Source organism: Sulfitobacter sp. S223 (assembly GCF_025143825.1).
In the GTDB taxonomy this organism is placed as follows: Bacteria; Pseudomonadota; Alphaproteobacteria; order Rhodobacterales; family Rhodobacteraceae; genus Sulfitobacter.
Genome location: NZ_CP083560.1, coordinates 1,995,427 through 2,016,789, shown reverse-complemented (window position 1 = coordinate 2,016,789; position 21,363 = coordinate 1,995,427). Strand labels below are relative to the sequence as shown.

Genomic DNA, 21,363 nt, shown 5'->3' with positions numbered 1-21,363 from the left:
AAAATGCGAACTACTCACAAGGGGCGGCTTCATATGTCCTTAAGAACGCCACGCCAAAAATAGGCAGGTAATCAGGACGGTGTTGAGTGATGTATCTTAAAAAAGTCGACGGCCCGCGCGCCGTAACCCTCGCGAACGGGGCAACAATGACCCATGCAGACCTGCCTCCGGCCAATACCCGGCGGTGGGTTGCTTCACGCAAAGCCGCCGTTGTGCGCGGTGTTGTGTACGGTTTGATCAGCAAAGACGACGCGCTGTCTCGCTATCGGTTGAGTGATGATGAGTTTATCGAGTGGGTGCGTGCTGTGTCGGCCCACGGTGAAGTCGGTCTCAAAACTACTATGCTTCAAAAATATAGACAACCCTAAGTTGTTCATGCATTAATGATTCCAACGTTTACGAGTAGTTAACCTTTTTTGTTCACGATTAAGTGTAGAAGTTGACCTTAAATTGTCGGAGAAAATTAAATGCGCGTGCTGCTTGTCGAAGATGATCCTACGACCTCAAAAAGTATCGAGTTGATGCTGACCCATGCAAATCTGAACGTCTATGCGACGGACTTGGGAGAAGAAGGGATCGATCTGGCTAAGCTGTATGATTATGACATCATTCTTCTGGATCTTGATCTGCCGGATATGAACGGGCACGAGGTTCTGCGCCAGCTTCGACTGAGCCGAATTGAGACACCTATTCTAATTCTGTCTGGTGCCGATGATACCGAAAGCAAAATTCGCGGTTTCGGTTTTGGTGCTGACGATTATCTGACCAAACCGTTCCACCGCGAAGAGCTGGTGGCGCGTATTCATGCCATCATCCGCCGCTCCAAAGGGCATTCGCAATCCGTGATTGATACGGGCCTTGTTTCAGTCAATCTGGATGCCAAAACGGTCAGCGTTGAAAGCAAACCGGTCCATCTGACGGGCAAAGAATACCAGATGCTTGAACTTTTGAGCCTACGTAAAGGGACGACCCTCACCAAGGAGATGTTTCTGAACCACCTGTACGGCGGTATGGACGAGCCTGAGCTCAAGATTATCGATGTGTTCATTTGCAAGTTACGCAAGAAACTGAGCACGGCAACTGGTGGGTCCAACTATATCGAAACAGTCTGGGGACGCGGGTATGTCCTGCGTGATCCGGATCCTGTTGAGTTGGATCTTGCTGCGAGTGCCTGAAACAGCAGCACGCGGATGTGAAAGATGCTAGACCTGCCTTTGGTCGCGGCCTATCTAAATGCGGGTAGGCGGCAATCCGAAGGCAGGTTTTTTAGTGACTTCCGAAAATAAGACAACAGATCTGGACATCAGTACGCTGACCGAAGAGCAGGCAAAGGCGGAACTGGCAGCGCTCGCTGTGAAACTGGCGGATGCGGACAGCGCATACCATACAGAAGATGCACCGGTTATTTCCGATGCCGAATATGATTCACTAAAGCGCCGTAACGCGGCGATAGAAGAACGGTTCCCCACGTTAAAGCGCGCTGACAGCCCGAGCGATCAAGTGGGCGCAGCAGTTGCCGCAGGATTCGGTAAAATCACCCACAGCGTCGCCATGCTGTCTTTGGCCAATGCCTTTAGCGACGAAGATGTGCAAGAATTTGACACCTCTGTTCGAAAATATCTCGGTTTACCCTCTCAGGCGCCGCTTACCTTTACGGCAGAGCCTAAAATTGACGGTTTATCGCTTTCCCTGCGCTATGAAGGCGGGACGCTGATACAGGCAGCCACGCGTGGCGACGGCGCGGTTGGGGAAAATGTCACGGCAAATGCGTTGACCATCGCGGATATCCCGCAGCAGCTGGATGGCGCGCCAGAGGTGCTTGAAGTGCGCGGTGAGGTCTACATGAGCCACGCTGACTTTGCAGCCCTGAACCTGCGTCAGGAAGAACGCGGTGGGAAGAGTTTTGCCAATCCCCGCAACGCTGCTGCCGGTTCCATGCGGCAGCTCGATGCAGAGATCACCCGTTCGCGACCGTTGCGCTTTTTCGCCTACGCATGGGGCAGTGTGTCAGCGCCTCTTGGTCAGACCCAGTGGGAAGCCATAGAAAAGCTGGGTAGTTTGGGTTTTTCGATCAATCCGCTGACCCGCCGCTGTCAAAGCCCGGCTGAAATGATTGAGCATTACGCTGATATCGAAGCACAGCGCGCGGCGTTGGGCTATGACATCGACGGTGTTGTTTACAAAGTAGATGATCTTTCCCTGCAAGAGCGGCTCGGCTTCCGTTCTACCACACCCCGCTGGGCTATCGCGCATAAGTTTCCAGCCGAACTGGCGTGGACCACACTGGAAGGCATCGACATTCAAGTGGGCCGAACCGGCGCTCTTAGTCCGGTTGCGCGGTTGGCGCCTGTTACCGTGGGGGGCGTGGTTGTGTCGAACGCAACGCTGCACAACGAGGATTACATCAAGGGTCTTGATAGCAAGGGGCAGGAGATCAGAGGCGGCAAGGATATTCGTGTCGGCGATCTTGTGCAGGTTTACCGCGCCGGAGACGTGATTCCGAAAGTAGCCGACGTTGATATATCCAACCGGCCCGCTGGTGCTGAGCCGTTCGATTTTCCGCAGGTCTGTCCCGAGTGTGGAAGCGACGCCGTGCGTGAACCGGGCGATGCAGTGCGGCGCTGTACGGGGGGGCTGATTTGTCCAGCGCAGGCAGTGGAAAAGCTCAAGCATTTCGTGTCGCGCGCGGCCTTTGACATTGACGGTTTAGGGGCGAAGCAGGTTGAGCAGTTCTACGGGGATGGCTGGATCGCAGAGCCTGCCGATATCTTCACGCTTCAAGACCGCTTTGGCAGCGGCGTGCAGCAATTGAAAAACCGTGAAGGCTGGGGCGATAAATCTGCCACTGCGCTTTTTGCGGCGATTGATGACAAGCGAAAGATACCGCTGTCGCGGCTGTTGTTCGGACTGGGTATTCGGCATGTGGGTGAAGCAGCATCGAATATGATCGCACTGCACTATGGTACATGGGATGCTTTGGCCAAGGGCGTGGATGAGGCACGGGACCGGACCGGCCCTGCCTGGGACGATCTGATCGGAATTGATGGCATGGGGACTGTCATGGCCGGATCACTTGTTGGCGCCTTCGCACAAGAGGCCGAGCGTGCATCGATAGACCGCCTCATCGAACAACTGGACGTTCAAGAGGCCAAGCGAGCCGATACGACAGGATCGCCCGTGGCCGGAAAGACCGTTGTGTTCACCGGCACACTTGAAAAGATGACCCGTGCAGAAGCCAAAGCGCGCGCAGAGCGATTGGGCGCCAAGGTTTCCGGTTCGGTCAGTGCCAAGACCGATCTTCTGGTGGCGGGGCCGGGTGCGGGGTCAAAGGCCAAGAAAGCAGCAGAGCTGGGCATCGAAACGCTGGACGAAGACGGTTGGCTCGAATTGATTGCAGGCTTGTGAGCACGCGTCCCGAACCTCTCTTTCCGCTTTTTGCGGGGCTCGACAGTTTGCCGGGCATCGGCCCCAAGACAGCGCAGCATTTCGCAGGGCTCGGGGTGCAGGCCCCGCGTGATTTGTTGTTTACACTGCCGCAGTCGGGCATTGACCGGCGATTGGTGCCAACGGTGCAAGGCGCGCCTTTTCCGACAACACTGACTGTTGCTGTCACCATCGGCAAACATGCGCCCCCGCGAAACAAAGGCGGCGCTTACCGTATTCATGTGGAAGATTCGCAAACGTCGTTTCAACTGGTTTTCTTCCATGCGCGCGGTGATTACTGGCAGCGCGCGCTACCAGAAGGGAGCCGCCGTATTGTTTCTGGGCGGGTTGAACTGTTTGATAGCATTCCGCAGATGGTCCATCCCGATTTCACGGTGGCAGAGGACGAGGCCGATAGCATTCCGCAGTTCGAGCCGGTGTACCCGCTGACCCACGGGGTTACACAAAAGCTGATGTATAAGGCTACGCGCGGCGCGGTCGCTTTGATCCCGCCGATGGGGGAATGGATTGATCCGGGCCAACTGGCGAAAGCAGGCTGGCCGGATTTCACCACTGCGGTCACTGACGCACATGATCCTGAGGCGCTTTCTGATATCAGCGCCACTGCGCCGGCGCGTGAGAGGCTCGCTTATGATGAGCTTTTTGCCCATCAGATCACACTGGCCTTGGCCCGTCAGGTCGAGCGGCGCAAAAAGGGTCGAGCGGCAAAAGCGACTGGTGTGTTGCAGGCCAAGGTTCTGAAAAGTTTGCCATACTCGCCCACAGGCGCACAAACCCGCGCGATAGCCGAGATTATTGCCGATATGGGCAGTGACCAGCGGATGAACAGGTTGTTGCAAGGGGATGTCGGCGCCGGCAAGACGCTGGTCGCGTTCATGGCGCTGCTGGCGGCTGTGGAGGCTGGCGGGCAGGGGGTGTTGATGGCGCCCACTGAAATTCTTGCGCGGCAGCATTTGCAGGGGCTGCAACCGTTGGCGGAAAGCGCGGGCGTGGTATTGGAAATTTTGACGGGGCGCGACAAGACGGCCGAACGTGCTGCGAAGCTTGCGGCTCTTGAGCGGGGTGATATTCAAGTTCTGGTTGGCACCCATGCTGTTTTTCAGGAAACGGTGGTGTTCAATGACCTGCGCCTTGCTGTCGTGGATGAACAGCATCGGTTCGGTGTACGCCAACGCTTGGAACTGGGGCGTAAGGGACGTCAGGCTGATGTACTGGTGATGACTGCCACACCGATCCCGCGCAGTCTTGCATTGGCGCAGTACGGCGATATGGACGTCAGCGTGCTGGATGAAAAGCCCCCCGGGCGCAAACCCATCCAAACCGTGCTGATCAGCACTGACCGCTATGATCAGGTGATTGACCGATTGCGCGCGGCAATCGCGGATGGACGGCAGTGTTACTGGGTATGCCCGCTGGTCGAAGAAAGTGAGGTGAGCGACCTCACCTCCGCCGAAGAACGGTTCAAGCGGTTGCGCGCGGCTTTGGGAGAAGGCGTCGTCGGGCTTGTCCACGGTCAGATGCCGCCCGCCGACAAGGACGCCGCGATGGCGGCCTTCCAGCGTGGTGATACAAAGCTATTGGTGGCGACGACAGTGATTGAAGTTGGCGTCGATGTGCCGAATGCGTCGATTATGGTGATTGAACGGGCAGAGAGCTTTGGTCTGGCACAATTACACCAATTGCGCGGACGGGTCGGGCGCGGATCGGCTGCGTCAAGCTGCCTGTTGATGTTTCAAAACCCGCTAAGCGAGACAGGCCGCCAGCGCCTTGAGGTGCTGCGTGAAACCGAGGACGGGTTCGTCATTGCAGAAACCGATTTGAAGATGCGTGGCACTGGTGATTTGATTGGTACTGCCCAGTCCGGCGTCCCTAGGTTCAAAGTCGCCGATCTTGAAAAACAGGCGGCACTCATGGCGGTCGCCCAGTCAGATGCGCGCAAGTTGCTGAATGATGATCCGACGCTTGAGGGGGAACGGGGGCGGGCGGCACGCCTGCTTTTGTGGCTAATGCGACAGGATGAGGCGATCCGTTTGATTTCAGTGGGTTAGACGAAATGTTCCGATAAGTTCACAAATGTTCTCAAAAAGTTCTTTACGAGGCGTTAATAATATGAGAACAAAGAGGCAACAAGAACGGAGAGACACATGACCTTCTACCAGACACTCAAAGCTATCGCCTCACGGTCGCAAGACACATTGGTACAAGACGCAGCTGGTGCTGCAGCGTTGATTGTTATGCTGGTTGTTGGTCTGCATCTTCCCGGACTTGTCTGATTTTCTGCCTGCGCTCTCATGCCAGGGCCGGTTTACTGGCGCATTTGTCCCAAACTGATGTGCCTTAGATGTTACGTTCTGCCTGTCTGTAACATGTCTCGGGAATGCCTTCCCTGAACCGTGCTTCTGGGTCCCACATGGGAAACGCTTTTCTTACGCCGCCATCCCTTTGGATGTGCGGCGTTTTTTTTGGTCTGGTGGGGATCAGGCGTCTTGTTGGGCTGCTGCCATCGCTTCGGCCAAAGCTTCGATGCTCAGCATGATCGATGCATGGCGGTTTTTGTATTCTACGGCAGGGGTCAGGACCTCAAATCCGTCAAAAGGTGCATCCGGCACGCCACCTTTGCCTTTCAGCATGGCTTTTAGCTGGTCACGGCCCCGCTGTATCGTCTCTAACGAAGCCCCCTCTGAGGCGCCCCCTGTGACAGCGGCGGCTGCCTGACCTAACGCGCAGGCCTTAACATCCTGACCCAATGCCGCAAGCCGTCCATCGGCCACCTTCACATCCACCGTTACACTAGACCCGCACAGTGGTGAGCGCCGCGTGACGCTTGCATCCGGCGCATCAAGACGGCCCAGATGCGGGATATCAGCCGCAAGCGCGAGAATGCGGGATGAATAAAGCTTGATCAGATCGGTGTCGTTGGACATGGCATTTCCTTTATCTGACCTCTACATAAGATGTTAGAGACCGGATGCAAAAAAAATCTATAGAAGGTGCGCAAGCATGTCCTTTGACCCCACGACCCTGACCTACAATGCAGCTGGCTTGATTCCGGCAATCGCCCAAGACCATGCCAGCGGCGAAGTGTTGATGATGGCGTGGATGAACGCCGAAAGCATCATGCGAACGCTAGAAACCGGTCAGGTCACGTATTGGAGCCGCTCGCGGCAGGAATTCTGGGCCAAGGGTGCCACATCAGGGCATGTGCAGACACTTAAAGAGATGCGTATAGACTGTGATCGTGACTGTCTGCTGATGCAGGTGGAGCAGGTTGGCGCTGCGTGTCACACTGGTCGGCGTAGCTGTTTCTACACTGCTGTGACAACCGAGGGTGAAACCGAAGTGATCAGCGTCGATAGCTAAAGACCAATAAGGCCGCGGATATCTGCAGGCGTAGCGCCTTGCGCGCGGTACAGCGATATCGCCCGCGCATCATCACGCTTGGCCAGTCGTTTACCTTTGTCGTCACGGATCAGAGCGTGGTGATGATAGGCGGGTGTGGGGAGGCCCAAAAGTTCCTGAAGGAGCACATGGATCACCGTTGCCTCGAACAAATCTGCGCCGCGCACAACATCTGTGATGCCCTGTGCAGCATCATCCAGCACGACCGACAAGTGGTATGATGTGCCCATATCACGGCGCGCCAGCACAATATCTCCGACGGAGTGAAGAATTTCGGCACTGGAGACTTCAACGATGCCGCGCTTTGAGGGCAGGCAAGCTTCTTCAAACGTGACGGGCAGGGTACTGCTGTCGGAATGTTCGGTCAGGCGCAAAGCTTTCGTCATGTTCAGACGAAGCGGGGCGTTATCGGGACGTGGATCGCCTTTAATGTGGGGGCGTTTGTCGCGGCAGGTGCCGGGATAGACAACACCATCAGGGCCTAGCAGCGGCGCTCCTTCTTGCGGCGCGCTTGCGGCAGCGGCAATATCGGCCCGCGAACAGCTGCAGGAATACAGCAGCCCACGCTCCAACAGATCGTCTAATGCTGTCTGATACGTCGGAAGCCTGTCTGACTGGCGCATCACAGGGGTTTCCCACCGCAGACCCAACCAAGCGAGATCATCATAAATCTGCGCTTCCCATTCCGGGCGCGCACGCGATCTGTCAATGTCTTCGATCCGGAGCAGGAACCGCCCATCTCTGGCCCGAGCCATGTCATGCGCAAGGATTGCCGAATACGCATGGCCCAGATGAAGAGGGCCTGTCGGCGATGGTGCGAAACGGGTGGTGAAGCTCAAGCTTTTTCAATCACATAGACAGTCGCGCCCATGTCTTTTCCGGGCAGATGCGGTCCATGCTCCATGAATAATAGCCGCGCGGCACCGCAATCAAGCCATTCGTTCAAGCGACCTGTGTTCGAGTGGTCCGCTAAAGCATGATCGTTAAAGGAGAAAACCAGCTTACCCTGAGATGGCAGCGCATGAAGCAACGTATCTAGGATAGAGATAGGAGCAGCGCCCGCACCGATCACACCCACCGCACTGATAAGGGAGTAGCCGCCCTTTGGCGATGTGTCAGGTTCGATCTGAGTGAGATTCCGGTACACGTCCTTCGCACGGGCCTGCGCCAGCATTTCAGGCGAGATATCTACGCCATCAATGACTTCGAAGCCCGCCAAGCGCAGCGCCAGACCCGCCAGACCGGTCCCGCATCCGAAATCCAGCAAGGGCGTGGTTTTATCTGCGACGTGGGCGGCCAGTGCCTCTGCGCAGCGCGCTGGTGTTGCATAGCCTTGCGCGCCGACTTCGGCCTCGTAGGTGGCTGACCAGTCATTGTAGAGATCGCGGGTGCTGTCTGTGTCCCGCGAGGTGTAAGCTTTGTCCAGAAAATTTGTACTCATCGCCACAGTTTAAGCGTGCCTGCTTTATTGTCCAGAGCCAAGCCAGACTTGCCAGTCTTGCTTGGCGCGATCTGTGTAGGCTTTGTAGCGGTCTTTGCGCCCCCGACGGCCGCTTTTCAGACCCTCCACCGCGGGGAAGAGGCCGAAATTCACGTTCATCGGTTGAAATGTCTTAGCTTCGGCTCCGCCTGAGATATGGGTAATCAGCGCGCCGGTAGCAGTGGTTGGCGGCGGTGTATCAAGGGTCGTGCCGTTGATCTGCGCTGCCGCCAAGCGACCCGCAAGCAAGCCCATCGCAGCGCTTTCAACATAGCCTTCGACTCCGGTGATCTGGCCCGCAAAGCGGACATTGGGCCGGGATTTCAGGCGCATCTGACCATCCAGTAAGGTGGGCGAATTCAGGAATGTGTTCCGGTGGATGCCACCCAATCGCGCAAAGCTGGCATTTTCAAGTCCCGGAATGCTTTTGAAAACATCCGTTTGCGCGCCGTACTTCATCTTTGTTTGAAAGCCGACGATATTGTAGAGAGTGCCAAGTTTGTTGTCGCGGCGCAGCTGTACCACTGCGTATGGCTTCACGTCGGGCTGATGCGGATTGGTCAGGCCGACAGGCTTCATCGGACCGAAACGCAAAGTTTCGCGACCACGCTCTGCCATGACCTCGATCGGCAGGCAGCCATCAAAGTAGCCTGCGGTCTCACCCTCATGAAACTCGGTCTTGTCTGCGGCCATGAGTGCGTCGATGAAGGCCTCGTACTGGTCTTTGTCCATCGGGCAGTTGAGGTAGGCTGTCCGTTCCTCTTCGGTTTCGCCCTTGTCATAGCGTGATTGCATCCACGCTTTGCTCATGTCGATGCTCTCGTGATAAACGATGGGTGCGATCGCGTCGAAGAACGCTAGCGCCTCGGCACCGGTTTCGGCCGCAATGGCTGTGCCCAAAGCTGAGGATGTCAGCGGACCAGTTGCAATGATCCAGTGGCCGCTGTCGGGAAGAGAGGTGATCTCTCCGTATTCTACGGAAACATTAGGGTGCGCCATCAGCGCGTCGGTCACGGATTGTGCAAACGGATCACGGTCCACTGCCAATGCTCCACCGGCCGGCAGGCGGTGTTTCTCTGCGGTTTGCATGATCAACCCGTTGGCCTGGCGCATTTCCCAGTGCAGCAGCCCGACGGCGTTCTGTTCACTGTCGTCAGAGCGGAATGAATTGGAACAAACCATCTCACCAAGCAGTCCTGTTTGGTGGGCGAAAGTTTCCACCTTGGGACGCATTTCGTGAATGACTACCTTGATGCCAAGGTTTGCAGCCTGCCAAGCGGCCTCTGATCCGGCCATACCGCCGCCGATGATGTGTAATGTGTTATCCATGCTCCGCAGATAATCCAGCAGACGCAGCGGTGCAACAGGGCGTAGGCAACGGACCTGCGACAAGACGACTGGTGCCGTTGAGATCGTGCAGAAAGGATGGGATTTTGGGGTCGCCGCTGCGGGAAAGAGGGGATCAGATGAGAGTCCGATCTGGAGGGATCTTCCGCCTACGGCGACCCAAAATGGGGCAGCACATCGTGCTATGACGTATTCGTGCCTTAATCGTGCCAGATTTGCCAGACGTAGTTTGGCAACACTGAGGTGCCAAATCCGCAACAGTGTGAATAAGACGCAGAAATTCCCCGTAAGAGTATGTGTTCGGGGCCTTGGTCTGTTGGTGCTAAGTGGTCAGGAGGGAGGGGCGAGCTGATCCAGTTGCAGCCCCGAAGGTACTGACGCGGGCACGCCAAGTCCGCGTTTTCCCGCTGTTGGGTCCGTAAGAGCGCCGAGAAACGCCATGATCTTATCAATCTCGACCTGATCCAGCGCCACATCCGAAATCTCGATGGCTTCGGCTATGCGCATGACTTCGTCGAAATTGTCCATCGCTGACCAGTCATATGCTTCAAGATCGCCTGACAGCCGTGCTTTGCTGCGGTCATATTTGGCTAGACCTTTAACCGCATCCAGATGATGTATGACGACATCTTCAAGATTGGAGTAGGCGCCATTATGCCCGTAGGGCGCTGTTTCGGTCACATTGCGTAAAGATGGCGTGCGAAACCGGTACATATCGTCAGCCACACCTGTGACCATGCCGTGGCCAGTATCGGCATAGCCGTCTTTCCCTGGTCCCAGCTGCGGCAGACCAATGGCATGAAAATTGTGATCGGTCTGGAAAGACCCGGAGTGGCAGGTCGAACAGCGCGCTTTGCCATAGAACAGGTCCATGCCTTCTAACTGCACTTCGGTCATCGCGTCTTCGCCGCGAAGGAATTTGTCAAAGGGGCTTTCGTCGGCGCGAAATTCCGACCCGATGAAGGCTGCAAGCGCAGTACCGATGTCATTGATGTGGATGCCGGTGATGCCTAGCTGACCAAATCGCTGCCGGTATTCAGGGATCGCATCGATGCGGTGCGCAAGGATGTCCCATGCGCCATTTGGGCCAAGGATACGCTCTGCTGCCACGGCATCAGCCACGTCGTTTTCGCCGGGGTCGCCGGCCATTTCGGCAGGCGAAAGGACGGGCAGGATGTTCTGGGCCGCCAAGGCAGACGGCATTGGCCGTTCAAGCGTGCGTCCTTGGGGCATACGGATGCCAAACATCGCATGGCGGTCTTTCGCCGTGCGTCCGTCATGGAACATCACCGTGAATTCCTTGGCGCCCAGATTGAACAGGGCAGGTGCGTTACGCGGGATTCGGGTCTTTGGTTTGTTGGCGGCGTCAATGCTGCGCGATTCCCCAAGGCCGATGCCCCCTTCACCAAGAGACAGGGACATGGCGTCCGAGGTTCCCAGCGTTGGGTGATGACAGGTGGCGCAGGCGATGTTGCGATTGCCGGACAGGATGGGATCAAAGAACAGATCGCGCCCCAGAGCAATCAGTTCGGCGGGGGAGCTGTGGAAGTTATCATCGCTTACCGGTGCCGGTAGAGGTCCCGCAAAAGCGGCGACGCTACCAAACAAAACTACACACACCGCGCCAAGCGATCGTTTCAACATCACACTGCTCCTCAAGAGAATGTGACGAGGGTTACCCAAATTTTGACACAAAAACGACAAAGACTTTGGAAAAACACCGTGCAGTTTTGGGAAACAGTTATTGTTTCCAGTCTGGTGGTCGCTTTTCAATAAAGGCCTGCATGCCTTCGTTTGTATCTTGATAGCTTAGGTTTTCGACCATGACCACGCCTGTGTGCGCATAGGCCGCTGCTGTATCCATGGCCAATTGTTCATAAAAGGCGCGTTTTCCGATCTTTACGGCAGACCCCAATTTGGCAGCAATCTGCTCTGCGAGTGCCGCTGTCTCTTCCGCCAGCGCGTCTGGTGCAACAACGCGGTTGATCAGGCCTAATTCTTCTGCCCGCTCGGCGGAAATGAAATCTCCGGTGGTCAGCATCTCGAACGCCTTTTTGGGCGCGATATTGCGGCTGAGCGCGACCATCGGGGTAGAGCAGAACAACCCGATGTTCACGCCGTTGACGCCAAAGCGTGTTCCTTCTCCGGCAATGGCCATATCGCAGGTTGCGACCAACTGGCAGCCCGCGGCGGTGGCAATGCCGTGGACCTGTGCAATGACCGGTTGCGGCATGCTCTGGATGCGCATCATCACATCCGTACAGCGAGAGAAAAGATCGGCAAACGCAGCGGCGCCGTTGTCTTCGGTCTTTCGCATGGCTTGCATCTGCCGCAGATCGTGGCCTGCACAAAACGCTTTGCCCGCGCCGGCAATGATTATGACGCGGCAAGTTGGATCATCGGCCAGCTGGTCAAGCGTTTCTTGCAAGGCGGCCAGCATCTCGTCGCTGAGCGCATTAAGCTTCTCGGGGCTGTTCAAAGTGAGCAGGGTCACCGCGTCCCGTTGCGTTACTTCCAAAATTGCCATCTTGCGCGCTCCTTATGTTGCGGCAAGTCTAGCGGCAATAATAGGAGGAGGACAAGTATGGCCGGTAGCGGTGAAGTGATGATGGATGCGCCACAATTGATGGCATTCATGCGCGAAGTATTCCAGCAGGTGGCAGATGATTTCACCGTTGAAGAGGTCAAGCCTAACGAGGTGACCATGCGGTTGAATATTTCGGAAAAGCATCTGCGCCCCGGGGGGACGGTTTCGGGGCCATCAATGTTCGCGCTTGCCGATGTGGCGGCCTACATCGCTACGCTTGCCATGATCGGTCCTAAGGCGCTGGCTGTTACGACAAACTGTTCAATGGATTTTATGCGCAAGCCCGTCGCGGGGGTTGATCTGATTGCGACCGCAAAACTGTTAAAGCTGGGGCGGCAATTGTCAGTATCACACGTGCTGATCTTTTCCGAAGGGATGGATCAGCCGGTCGCTCAGGCGACGATGACCTATGCCATTCCGCCGATTAAATCGCTTTAGGGTACAATCTGGTCTAACTTAGAAATTGTATCAAAAAAGGGCAGGGGTGAACCCTGCCCAAGTGAAGAGGTCTGGCTTAGCGCCACGGGGTGTCACGCTTTCCAGAACACCTTGCGCGCCTCAATCAGAGCCGCGTCAGATGTAATCCCCACATCCGCAAGCTGCCATGCCTCAAGCGTACGCAGGGCTTGGCGGGTGCGATTGCGGGCAACCCATTTCGTGACGAGCGCCGCAAATTTTACGCTGATGACCGCCAGCAGCGGCAAGCTGCGTGTGGTGTTGAGAACCGCAAGGGCATCAGTGTTCATGGTCGCTGTCTGTGTCATGGGTAAATCTCCTTGAATAATTGTATTGACACAATTAGGCAGTATCGCCATGAGTATTGGTACAATGCAATTTCGCGCAGTTCTATGGAAACATTGTAATGGATACAATTTGGACCCCCGAGGTCGATCCCGCTGTCAAACCGAAATACCGCGCCGTGGTGCGTGCAATCAGATCTGCGATCACGTCAGGCGCGCTATCGGTTGGGGATAAGCTTCCTCCGGTGCGCGATCTGGGATGGAAATTGGAAATGACGCCGGGCACGGTGGCGCGGGCCTATACTGTTCTGACGGATGAGGGAGTGCTGACCGCAGAGGTCGGGCGCGGGACCTTCGTTGCAGCGCCCAAGACAGAACCGCCTTTGAACCTGTTGGAAATGGATGTGATCGAGCATCGGACCGGTGGGAACAATTATGACGTTAATCTATTCTCGCCCCATCTGCCTAACGGCGGGCAATCGGCGCTGATCCGCAAGCTTATGGCGCAAATTGCCCAAGACCCGCCATCGGGCCTGATGCACTATCCGTCCCGACGTGGCGCCCAACCCGCGCGCGAGGCGATGTTGCACTGGTTGCGTGACGTCACATTGGGGCCTTTGAATGAATCGGACATCGTGCTTTCCCATGGCGGGCAGAACGCGATAATGCTGATTTTCCAGACGATCCTATCGGGTCGCAGGCCTGTCGTGTTTCTTGAAGAGCTTTGCTATCCCGGCTTTCGTCGTGTGGCTGCGGCATTGCGCGCCGAGGTTGTGCCGGTTGCGATGGATGAGCATGGCGTCTGCCCTATTGCCCTCACGGCAGCGGCTGAAAGATACCCCGAAGCGCAGATTCTATGTACATCTCCCGAAGTTCACAGCCCCACGTGTGGATTTACCCCCTTGGCGCGCCGGGAAGAGATTGTTGCGGTGGCCCGCCGCTATCACCTGCAAATCGTTGAAGATGACTGTTATCGGATCGGACCTGCACAGGCTCCCGGATATCGCCAGCTTGCGCCTGAGCGGGGCTGGTACATTACGTCGGTCAGTAAAACCATTTCGCCGGCCTTGCGATTGGGGTGTGCGATCGGTCCACGCAAGCAGGCCGCGGCTCTTCACCGCAGCGCCGAGCACGGCTTCTTTGGTCTGGCCACCCCGATGACCGATCTGGCATCGCTGCTTCTTTCACATCCCCAGCTAGAAGAGATCACTGCCCGAACACGGGATGGTATTGGTTCTTATGTAAAAACGGCGGTGAACATTCTTGGCGGGTACGAGCTGTGCTGGCGGCCCGATGTGCCGTTTTTCTGGTTGACACTACCGTCCGGCTGGCGTGCGAACGCATTTTGTCGCGCCGCCGAGACGGTTGGCGTGCGGGTACGGGCAGCAGAAGAGTTTGCCGCGCGCAATGCGCAAACTCCCCATGCGGTGCGTATGGCCGTTAATGCAGGCGTGAGCCTTGCAAGCTTCGAGGCCGCGATGGTGCGCTTGCGAGAATTGCTGGATAATCCCACCGAAGAGATCGGCGTTTAGGCGGGAATGATCCGTCGAATGCGGACTCTGCCGGCGGGGGTGGGCCGAAAACAGACGGATGCGGCGTTCTTCGGGTCTCCAAGGTGCCAATTTATGGGGTAAAATAATACCTTAATTGTAACTCTCTGTATTTGCTTGATTTATTAGGTTTTGTCCCGCTTGACGTGGCCCGCGGCATGGTTATAACCCGCCCATCACATCGGGCTATCGCCCCTGTCACCACACAAACGGGATTACCGTATATGAAAACCTTTTCTGCAACACCGGCAGACATCGACAAGAAATGGATCATCATTGATGCCGAAGGCATCGTGCTGGGCCGTCTTGCTTCGGTTATTGCCATGCGTCTGCGCGGCAAGCACAAGCCGTCCTTCACACCTCACATGGATTGCGGCGACAACGTCATCGTAATCAACGCCGAGAAAATCCAGATGACCGGCAAGAAGCGTGAAGAGATGTTCTATTGGCACACGGGTCACCCCGGTGGCATCAAAGAGCGCTCAAAAGCTGACATTCTCGAGGGCAAGCACCCCGAGCGTATCGTGACCCAAGCGGTCAAGCGCATGCTGCCTGGCAACCGCCTGAGCCGCCAGATCATGACAAACCTGCGTGTATACGCCGGTGGTGAGCATCCTCATGAGGCTCAAGAGCCTACAGTTCTGGATGTTGCATCCATGAACAAGAAAAACACACGGAGCGCATGAGCATGGCTGACGAAATCAACACACTCGAAGATCTCGCATCTGTAGCCGGCATTGAAGCCACTCCAGAAGTAGAGCTGACCCCACGCGAGCCCGTTCGTGACGAATTCGGCCGCGCCTATGCAACCGGCAAGCGTAAAGATGCGGTTGCCCGCGTCTGGATCAAGCCAGGTTCCGGTAAGGTTGTCGTAAACGGCAAGCCGCAGAACGAATATTTTGCGCGCCCCGTTCTTCAGATGATCCTTCAGCAGCCTTTCAGCATCACAGGCACAGACGGTCAGTTTGACGTTTATGCCACAGTGAAGGGCGGCGGTTTGTCCGGTCAGGCCGGTGCGGTTAAGCACGGCGTGTCCAAAGCACTGCAGCTGTACGATCCCTCCCTGCGCGGCGCGCTGAAAGCGGCAGGTTTCCTGACCCGTGACAGCCGTGTGGTTGAGCGTAAGAAATACGGTAAGGCCAAAGCGCGTAAGAGCTTCCAGTTCTCCAAGCGTTAAGCTTTCTACCAGACAAAAAGAAAGGCCGCCTCTCAGAGGCGGCCTTTTTTGTTGTTAAGTGTAAGTGTGTAAGAGCGGGTTGTTTTACCGTCCTTGGGAACGCATGGCGTGACTGCCATCGCCCCTGACAACGAGCTTGACGAGTACGATAGCAAGGATAGCCAACAGGTTCTGGCCAAGCGGCATCAAGATACTATCGACAGTACAAAAGCTGCCACAAGGCGCGTGCGTTTGCCCAAGGTGATGACAAGGCCAGCGGATACAAAATGAACACGCACCAGCACCTAATGATGCGCAATGGCGGTTGTTTGGAGAAAATGCGGGAAGAACGTTGTGCCAAGAGAGCCCTCCCATACTGTTGAAGGGTTGCGTGCCAGCCAGGATCAACGATCTCCCCGAAACGATATGCATAGTCCAAGGGATATACTCTGTTCCCTTGTTTAACTTTGCCTCTATCTGGTGCGCAATACCTCTTGGGTCATGGTAGCTTGCAACGTTTTACGGCATCAGCGATAGACAGAAATGCAAAGCAACACTTGCGATTTTGTGCGGTTTCCTCGTTTATGTCAGTCCGATTGGGGCAACGTTCTTCCCGCAGTTTCGGAATAGACGGCATGTCAAATCCGTAAACTTTTGGTTGAATGGAAATGCCGTCATAATCAATCTCTACCAAATCGTTCGGCAAGCTATCGCTGTGGGCAGAGGCATAGAGGTAGATAGACAGGTTGGAGGCTTGGGCGCAGATATGGTTCCCGTGGTCTGGCATTTTGCAGCAAATCGTGGCCGTCCAACGCAAGACAGTGCTTTAAATCATCCCAATTCAGCACAAGGGGCCTCTGCTCGGTGGCTCGAGACGAGGTTTATTATCAAAACCGCTGACTGCAAAATCCAAAAAACTGACCCAAAATTTGCAAAAAGCGCGATGTATTCGCTGTGATGCTAAAGGGGTTTCGTAATGACCAAAATAGTGGCGCGCGTATTACCTTACTGAAGAATAAGAACCACAATTTACAGGTCTACGCTGAGGCTTTGACGGCTAGGACATTGATCGGACTTTTGATTTTCCGAGCATTTGATATTATAGATCATCTCTCTGGTTTGGGTGAAACAGGTTCGACCTGTTTGAGACTGCCCGCATCATCGGGCGTTCGATCTTGCCTAAAATGTCGGTGGATCAGTTTGGGCATGTGGTTTTTGCCACCTGCGTCATTCCCAAACGCGGCTGTTGGGCGCATACTTGATTCAGGTAGGATCGGTTCTGCCAAATCAGACAGTGCGATGAATCCAGATGCCTTGGCGTGGATTTGTTTAATGATGGGGGATGGTGAATTGAATCTATGCACACGAAGTATCACTATGTTGAGAAGAGTTTGCCTCATAGCTATCGCAGGGCTTCTGGTGGGCTGTGGTACGCCTGAGTACAGGGCTGAGCGTAATGTTTGCGTCGCCGAGTGGTTCACGAAGATTCCACCGCGTTATGAACAAGAATTCTATTATGTGACAGAATCCAGACGGGTTCCGACCGGCCGAACAACCTGTAAGGAAAAAGGTCAGAAGATCATCTGTACACCGGTGATGCGGACTGAATACCTTAGATATCCGGCGATCCGGACTGTGGACCGGAATAAGCCGCAGCGTGATGCGCAGATCACCGTATGCACGCAAAAGGCCTGTCTAGCCAAGTTCGGAAATCCGGAATGCAAAATCTAACGACAGCGGCGGAATCTTCACTATCTTTCGACTAGACGCCCCTTTCGAGGACCCTTTCGCATGCCTATGTAGAGGGGTAAGTAATTAGGAATGCCCATGAAATACTCTATCCTCGATCTGTGCCCCGTGCCCGAGGGGCATAGTGCGGCTGATGCCATGCAAAACACTGCCGATCTGGCCCAGCATGCCGAGGCTTTGGGCTATCACCGCTATTGGATGGCAGAACATCACAACATGCCGGGTATTGCCTCTGCGGCGACGGCCGTGCTGTTGGGTCATGTGGCAGGCAAGACAAAGACCATTCGCGTGGGGGCAGGCGGTGTGATGCTGCCGAACCACGCGCCACTAACGATTGCAGAGCAATTCGGCACGCTTGCCACGCTGTACGGTGACCGGATCGATCTGGGGCTGGGCCGCGCGCCGGGGGGTGATCAAGCTGTCTGGCACGCATTGCGGCGGGGCCGTACCGGCGAGGACAACTTTCCCGCCGAAGTGGCCGAGCTGATGGGATATCTCGATGATGCCGACCCGCGCGCAGCTGTTCAGGCGCATCCGGGGCAGGGCACTCATGTGCCGTTATGGATTCTGGGCTCTTCGCTGTATGGTGCGCAACTGGCGGCGCATTTTGGCCTGCCTTACGCGTTTGCGTCTCATTTCGCGCCGGACGCGCTGGAAGATGCGGCCTATATCTATCGCCGTGATTTCAAACCCTCAGAAAGTCTTGATGCGCCCAAATTCATGCTGGCGGTGAACGTCATCGGTGCAGATAGCGACGCCGAGGCGGCCTATCTGCGGACTTCTGTACAGCAGGCCTTCGCGCGCCTGCGTAGTGGAATGCCCGGGAAGTTGCCGCGTCCCGTGGACGATATCGATGCTGAAATCGGCCCCGCCCTGCGACGGGGTGTGGATCAAGCGCTGAGGATCACCGCAACCGGCGCGCCCGAGACTGTGCGGCGGCAGCTGGCAGAGCTGGTGACGAAATACCAGCCGGACGAGCTGATCCTGACGGGCCAAATTCACGATCACGCGGCGCGCAAACGCTCCTTTACCATTGCTGCTGAGGCGATGGGTGATCTTGTTCAGGGTAAACAGTTGTCAGGGGCTACGAGTTTATAGAACACGCGCCCGCTTTCGCGTATTCGCTCCTCGACACAGGTATCTTTGAGGAACCACTGCGCCGCAGCAAAGCTGCTGGTGGAGACCTTCGTTTGAGTGCCGTCGGGCAACCTGACAACCGCGTGAAATGTAAATCCGCTGTCGCTGGAAGTGTCAAACATCGACACAGTCTGCACCGAGACAAAGCGCAGATGCGTGTGCCTGTCGGGCTTGGCAAGGATAAAGAAGGTCAGGGTAGCAACCGCGAAAATACCCCCCGCAAGTACAAGTACGCCATATTCCTGCGCCATGAACCGCCATGTCAGCGGCAGCCGCTCCCAAAGCCTAATCATCGGGTGCGATCAGCCCCAGGCCGCGCAAATAGATCCCGATGCCCGTCTCCAACAAGTCTTCGGGCGGGAAAGGGGAGGCACGACCGGGCGAGTTTCGGGCAAATAATTCCACTACACCATGGCTCAGCGCCCAGATATGAGCCGAGAACATAGAGGCAGGGGGGCGTTTATCTTCTGGAATATGCTGGCTTAGATCGGTGGCCGCCTGTTCCAGCACGGCATTCGCGCGGTTGGCCACTGCCGCCAAGGCCGCAGACCGGTTGATCTGCACACCACTTTCAAACATCGCAATGTAATGGCCCGGGTATTTGCGCGCAAAAGCGAGGTAGGCACGGCCTGTCGCCTCGAACGCTTGCAGCGCAGACGGCTGGCCGCTTTCATAGGTGTATTGCATCAGGTCGCCGAAAATCTCGTACCCCTGCAGGGCCGCTTCGGCAATCAGGTCCTCGCGCCCTTCGAAATGTCGGTAGACGGCAGCGGGTGTGACACCCGCCTGTTTTGCGGCCTCTGACAGGGTAAAGCCGGTCGGGCCGCGCAGCTCAATCAGCTTTAGCGCAGCATCAACCAAGGCCTGCCTTAGATTGCCGTGATGATAGCCACGCTTAGACATCCCAAATCTCTGGCCCACCGCAAACGGTGCTGTCGATCGGCCCGATCGCGTCTACGTCCTTACGCGTGTAATCGAACTGGTGCAAAACGGTCCGAATGGCGTTCAGGCGTGCACGGCGTTTGTCGTCAGACCGCACAACCGTCCATGGAGCAAGAAGTGTGTGACTGCGCGCCAGCGTGTCCTGAATGGCAGCGGTGTATTCATTCCAAAGGCTCAAGCCTTTGACATCAATGCCCGACAGCTTCCATTGCTTAAGCGGATCACTCTCGCGCGCGAGCATCCGGCGCAATTGTTCGGCACGACCTACGTTCAGCCAGAACTTGAACAGGTGAACACCGTCTTCGACCAACATCTGCTCGAACGGTTGAACCTGTTGGAAAAACTGCGTGTTTTCATCCGGCGTGCAAAAGCCAAAGACAGGCTCGACAACGCCCCGATTGTACCATGAGCGGTCAAAGAACGCGATTTCACCGGCCGAGGGGAGGTGTTTGATATACCGCTGGAAATACCATTGGCTGCGTTCTTCATCGGTAGGCTTTGCAAGGGCGATCACATGCGCATCACGCGGGTTGAGATTCATACGGAAGCGCCCGATGGTGCCGCCTTTTCCTGCAGCGTCACGCCCTTCGAACAAGATCGCGATCCGCGTTCCGCTGTCGCGGACCCAAGATTGCAATTTCACCAGTTCAATTTGAAGGGCGTCCATTTGGCGGTCATAGGATTTTCTGCCCATCCTGCTGTCGTGCGGATAGCTTTCGGTCAGAATGTCATCCTTTTCGGCCTTTTTCACGGCCTCACGAATATCTTTTGGGGCATCGTTTTCGTAGTAGGCGCTGATCGCACCATCAAAGGGCAGCTCCATCACGGGCCTCCTGTGTGAAATTTCTTTCAATATGCGATGTTAACGGGATTAACGCAAACCCGCACGGGATGCGGCGCGGTCAATTGCGGCCTCCACTTCGTCCGGGGCGGCATGATGTGGCATATGGCCCACACCGGACAGTACTGTAAGCCGCGCACCTGCCACCTGTTTGGACAAAGGTTCGGAGTGGACTGACAGGGGGACGATCGTATCGGCGTCGCCGTGCACGATCTCCATCGGCATGTCCAAGCTATTATACCGTTGAGACATTTTCACGATATGAGGGCGTAGATAATTGACCTGCTGCGCATTGGCGCGCAGGCTTTCGCGGCGCAGAACCAAACCGGCACCAACGTGGTGGGCATAGTCTGGCGGCGCTTGCTGGGGTGTGAAGATGCTCTCGACGCTGCTGTCCACATAGCTTTGTGGAAGGAAGGCGGAAATGAAGGGGACCAACAGCCCGCCACCTAACGCAGTCCCGACAACGGTATATGTCCAACCGAGCTCTCCCGGCCAAGGGTTGGAAACAGCCCCAAGCATGACAACAGCGGCAGTTTCATTGGGCCTGTTCAATGCCCAAGCCATCGCGACCGCACCCCCAAAGGAATGGCCGACCACGATGGGGCGGTCCACGCCCACAATGTCAGCGGCCTTTTGCAACAGGGCTGCTTGCTCCATCGGGGTTTCATTCGCTGTATTCCATGCACCGCCCTTGCCAGGCAGCCGACCTGTCCAGCCAAGACCCGGACGATCTAGCATAATCACGCGGTAGCGGTCAGACACACGGTCAGCGAAATCAAAAGTCCAGTCGCGGACATTGCCGCTGGCACCGTGGATCAATATCAGGTCCGGACCGCTGCCCTCGATCAAGACGTGAACGGGAGTGCCATCGACATCAACCACCCGACCTTGGGGGGGATAGTTTTTGGTCGCTGACGCCTCGCGTGCGCTGGCACGCCATTGTACGGCGACCACCAAGGTCACAGCGACTGACACGAACAGCAACATT

General features: G+C 56.2%; 22 protein-coding genes. 11 read left to right on the top strand and 11 right to left on the bottom strand.

The genetic code is table 11. The features are described from left to right. The first annotated feature begins 89 nt into the window (after nt 1-89). The 5 genes from K3757_RS09695 (at nt 90) to K3757_RS09675 (ending at nt 5,717) form a co-directional block, all read left to right on the top strand. On the top strand, nt 90-368 hold the full coding sequence (locus K3757_RS09695) for a DUF1153 domain-containing protein (protein ID WP_259995104.1): 279 nt from the start codon (nt 90-92) through the stop codon (nt 366-368). A gap of 99 nt (nt 369-467) precedes the next feature. Further along, on the top strand, nt 468-1,175 hold the full coding sequence (gene ctrA, locus K3757_RS09690; protein ID WP_259995102.1) for a response regulator transcription factor CtrA: 708 nt from the start codon (nt 468-470) through the stop codon (nt 1,173-1,175). A gap of 94 nt (nt 1,176-1,269) precedes the next feature. After that, the gene (ligA, locus tag K3757_RS09685; protein WP_259995100.1) at nt 1,270-3,405 is read left to right on the top strand and encodes an NAD-dependent DNA ligase LigA; all 2,136 of its coding nucleotides are present in this window, start codon (nt 1,270-1,272) and stop codon (nt 3,403-3,405) included. Beyond that, nucleotides 3,402-5,492 carry an ATP-dependent DNA helicase RecG gene (gene recG, locus K3757_RS09680; protein ID WP_259995098.1) on the top strand — a complete coding sequence of 697 codons (2,091 nt, stop codon included), beginning with the start codon at nt 3,402-3,404 and terminating at the stop codon, nt 5,490-5,492. Before ligA ends, recG begins: the two co-directional genes overlap by 4 nt. 96 nt (nt 5,493-5,588) lie before the next feature. Then, nucleotides 5,589-5,717, top strand: coding sequence for a hypothetical protein (locus K3757_RS09675; protein WP_259995096.1), 129 nt, complete (start codon nt 5,589-5,591; stop codon nt 5,715-5,717). Nucleotides 5,718-5,921: 204 nt separating this feature from the next. Here the strand turns inward: K3757_RS09675 and K3757_RS09670 are convergent, their stop codons facing one another. After that, nucleotides 5,922-6,368 carry an iron-sulfur cluster assembly scaffold protein gene (locus K3757_RS09670; RefSeq protein ID WP_259995094.1) on the bottom strand — a complete coding sequence of 149 codons (447 nt, stop codon included), beginning with the start codon at nt 6,366-6,368 and terminating at the stop codon, nt 5,922-5,924. Nucleotides 6,369-6,444: 76 nt separating this feature from the next. On the opposite strand from K3757_RS09670, the gene hisI reads away from it, so the two are divergent. After that, nucleotides 6,445-6,804, top strand: a complete 360-nt coding sequence (hisI, locus tag K3757_RS09665; RefSeq protein ID WP_259995083.1) for a phosphoribosyl-AMP cyclohydrolase — start codon at nt 6,445-6,447, stop codon at nt 6,802-6,804. On the opposite strand, the gene gluQRS is transcribed toward hisI, so the two are convergent. The 5 genes from gluQRS to K3757_RS09640 form a co-directional block, all read right to left on the bottom strand. Next, nucleotides 6,801-7,682, bottom strand: a complete 882-nt coding sequence (gluQRS, locus tag K3757_RS09660; protein WP_259995081.1) for a tRNA glutamyl-Q(34) synthetase GluQRS — start codon at nt 7,680-7,682, stop codon at nt 6,801-6,803. The genes hisI and gluQRS overlap by 4 nt on opposite strands. Beyond that, nucleotides 7,679-8,284 (bottom strand): class I SAM-dependent methyltransferase, encoded by a 606-nt coding sequence (locus K3757_RS09655; RefSeq protein ID WP_259995079.1) that lies wholly within the window; start codon nt 8,282-8,284, stop codon nt 7,679-7,681. Before K3757_RS09655 ends, gluQRS begins: the two co-directional genes overlap by 4 nt. Before the next feature lie 24 nt (nt 8,285-8,308). Further along, a complete protein-coding gene (gene trmFO / locus K3757_RS09650) occupies nt 8,309-9,652 on the bottom strand; it encodes a methylenetetrahydrofolate--tRNA-(uracil(54)-C(5))-methyltransferase (FADH(2)-oxidizing) TrmFO (protein WP_259995077.1) in 1,344 nt (447 codons plus the stop codon). Between the two features lie 348 nt (nt 9,653-10,000). Then, entirely contained in the window at nt 10,001-11,314 is a 1,314-nt protein-coding gene (locus K3757_RS09645) for a cytochrome-c peroxidase (RefSeq protein WP_259995075.1), read from the bottom strand. Between the two features lie 97 nt (nt 11,315-11,411). Further along, nucleotides 11,412-12,197: an enoyl-CoA hydratase gene (locus K3757_RS09640; protein ID WP_259995074.1), complete on the bottom strand. Its 786-nt coding sequence runs from the start codon at nt 12,195-12,197 to the stop codon at nt 11,412-11,414. A 57-nt stretch (nt 12,198-12,254) separates the two neighbouring features. Between K3757_RS09640 and K3757_RS09635 the strand changes: the two genes are divergently transcribed. Then, on the top strand, nt 12,255-12,695 hold the full coding sequence (locus tag K3757_RS09635; protein WP_259995072.1) for a PaaI family thioesterase: 441 nt from the start codon (nt 12,255-12,257) through the stop codon (nt 12,693-12,695). 92 nt (nt 12,696-12,787) lie between these two features. On the opposite strand, the gene K3757_RS09630 is transcribed toward K3757_RS09635, so the two are convergent. After that, entirely contained in the window at nt 12,788-13,021 is a 234-nt protein-coding gene (locus K3757_RS09630) for a DUF1127 domain-containing protein (RefSeq protein ID WP_259995070.1), read from the bottom strand. Between the two features lie 98 nt (nt 13,022-13,119). On the opposite strand from K3757_RS09630, the gene K3757_RS09625 reads away from it, so the two are divergent. The 4 genes from K3757_RS09625 (at nt 13,120) to K3757_RS09610 (ending at nt 18,550) form a co-directional block, all read left to right on the top strand. Next, nucleotides 13,120-14,529, top strand: a complete 1,410-nt coding sequence (locus K3757_RS09625) for a PLP-dependent aminotransferase family protein (RefSeq protein WP_259995068.1) — start codon at nt 13,120-13,122, stop codon at nt 14,527-14,529. Nucleotides 14,530-14,771: 242 nt separating this feature from the next. Beyond that, nucleotides 14,772-15,233, top strand: a complete 462-nt coding sequence (gene rplM, locus K3757_RS09620) for a 50S ribosomal protein L13 (protein WP_259995066.1) — start codon at nt 14,772-14,774, stop codon at nt 15,231-15,233. A 2-nt stretch (nt 15,234-15,235) separates the two neighbouring features. Next, entirely contained in the window at nt 15,236-15,724 is a 489-nt protein-coding gene (rpsI, locus tag K3757_RS09615; protein ID WP_259995064.1) for a 30S ribosomal protein S9, read from the top strand. A 1,806-nt stretch (nt 15,725-17,530) separates the two neighbouring features. After that, a complete protein-coding gene (locus K3757_RS09610; RefSeq protein ID WP_259995061.1) occupies nt 17,531-18,550 on the top strand; it encodes an LLM class flavin-dependent oxidoreductase in 1,020 nt (339 codons plus the stop codon). Here K3757_RS09610 and K3757_RS09605 read toward each other — a convergent pair. The 4 genes from K3757_RS09605 to K3757_RS09590 are packed head-to-tail and all read right to left on the bottom strand — an operon-like array spanning nt 18,514 to nt 21,362. Continuing rightward, nucleotides 18,514-18,882: a hypothetical protein gene (locus K3757_RS09605; protein ID WP_259995058.1), complete on the bottom strand. Its 369-nt coding sequence runs from the start codon at nt 18,880-18,882 to the stop codon at nt 18,514-18,516. The two genes, K3757_RS09610 and K3757_RS09605, sit on opposite strands and share 37 nt — an antisense overlap. Then, a complete protein-coding gene (locus K3757_RS09600) occupies nt 18,875-19,492 on the bottom strand; it encodes a TetR/AcrR family transcriptional regulator (protein WP_259995056.1) in 618 nt (205 codons plus the stop codon). Before K3757_RS09600 ends, K3757_RS09605 begins: the two co-directional genes overlap by 8 nt. Beyond that, nucleotides 19,485-20,354 carry a polyphosphate kinase 2 gene (gene ppk2 / locus K3757_RS09595; RefSeq protein ID WP_259995054.1) on the bottom strand — a complete coding sequence of 290 codons (870 nt, stop codon included), beginning with the start codon at nt 20,352-20,354 and terminating at the stop codon, nt 19,485-19,487. Before ppk2 ends, K3757_RS09600 begins: the two co-directional genes overlap by 8 nt. A gap of 48 nt (nt 20,355-20,402) precedes the next feature. Next, nucleotides 20,403-21,362, bottom strand: coding sequence for an alpha/beta fold hydrolase (locus K3757_RS09590; RefSeq protein WP_259995052.1), 960 nt, complete (start codon nt 21,360-21,362; stop codon nt 20,403-20,405). Nucleotide 21,363: the final 1 nt, after the last annotated feature.

What these genes read in the sequence shown, in the direction of transcription:
- K3757_RS09590 (WP_259995052.1), bottom strand. Translation starts at nt 21,362, where the DNA reads ATGTTGCTGTTCGTGTCAGTCGCTGTGACCTTGGTGGTCGCCGTACAA.
- ppk2 (WP_259995054.1), bottom strand. Translation starts at nt 20,354, where the DNA reads ATGGAGCTGCCCTTTGATGGTGCGATCAGCGCCTACTACGAAAACGAT.
- K3757_RS09670 (WP_259995094.1), bottom strand. Translation starts at nt 6,368, where the DNA reads ATGTCCAACGACACCGATCTGATCAAGCTTTATTCATCCCGCATTCTC.
- K3757_RS09610 (WP_259995061.1), top strand. Translation starts at nt 17,531, where the DNA reads ATGAAATACTCTATCCTCGATCTGTGCCCCGTGCCCGAGGGGCATAGT.
- K3757_RS09695 (WP_259995104.1), top strand. Translation starts at nt 90, where the DNA reads ATGTATCTTAAAAAAGTCGACGGCCCGCGCGCCGTAACCCTCGCGAAC.
- K3757_RS09600 (WP_259995056.1), bottom strand. Translation starts at nt 19,492, where the DNA reads ATGTCTAAGCGTGGCTATCATCACGGCAATCTAAGGCAGGCCTTGGTT.
- K3757_RS09635 (WP_259995072.1), top strand. Translation starts at nt 12,255, where the DNA reads ATGGCCGGTAGCGGTGAAGTGATGATGGATGCGCCACAATTGATGGCA.
- rplM (WP_259995066.1), top strand. Translation starts at nt 14,772, where the DNA reads ATGAAAACCTTTTCTGCAACACCGGCAGACATCGACAAGAAATGGATC.
- K3757_RS09625 (WP_259995068.1), top strand. Translation starts at nt 13,120, where the DNA reads ATGGATACAATTTGGACCCCCGAGGTCGATCCCGCTGTCAAACCGAAA.
- hisI (WP_259995083.1), top strand. Translation starts at nt 6,445, where the DNA reads ATGTCCTTTGACCCCACGACCCTGACCTACAATGCAGCTGGCTTGATT.
- K3757_RS09630 (WP_259995070.1), bottom strand. Translation starts at nt 13,021, where the DNA reads ATGACACAGACAGCGACCATGAACACTGATGCCCTTGCGGTTCTCAAC.
- K3757_RS09655 (WP_259995079.1), bottom strand. Translation starts at nt 8,284, where the DNA reads ATGAGTACAAATTTTCTGGACAAAGCTTACACCTCGCGGGACACAGAC.
- K3757_RS09675 (WP_259995096.1), top strand. Translation starts at nt 5,589, where the DNA reads ATGACCTTCTACCAGACACTCAAAGCTATCGCCTCACGGTCGCAAGAC.
- rpsI (WP_259995064.1), top strand. Translation starts at nt 15,236, where the DNA reads ATGGCTGACGAAATCAACACACTCGAAGATCTCGCATCTGTAGCCGGC.
- K3757_RS09605 (WP_259995058.1), bottom strand. Translation starts at nt 18,882, where the DNA reads ATGATTAGGCTTTGGGAGCGGCTGCCGCTGACATGGCGGTTCATGGCG.
- trmFO (WP_259995077.1), bottom strand. Translation starts at nt 9,652, where the DNA reads ATGGATAACACATTACACATCATCGGCGGCGGTATGGCCGGATCAGAG.
- K3757_RS09640 (WP_259995074.1), bottom strand. Translation starts at nt 12,197, where the DNA reads ATGGCAATTTTGGAAGTAACGCAACGGGACGCGGTGACCCTGCTCACT.
- ctrA (WP_259995102.1), top strand. Translation starts at nt 468, where the DNA reads ATGCGCGTGCTGCTTGTCGAAGATGATCCTACGACCTCAAAAAGTATC.
- K3757_RS09645 (WP_259995075.1), bottom strand. Translation starts at nt 11,314, where the DNA reads ATGTTGAAACGATCGCTTGGCGCGGTGTGTGTAGTTTTGTTTGGTAGC.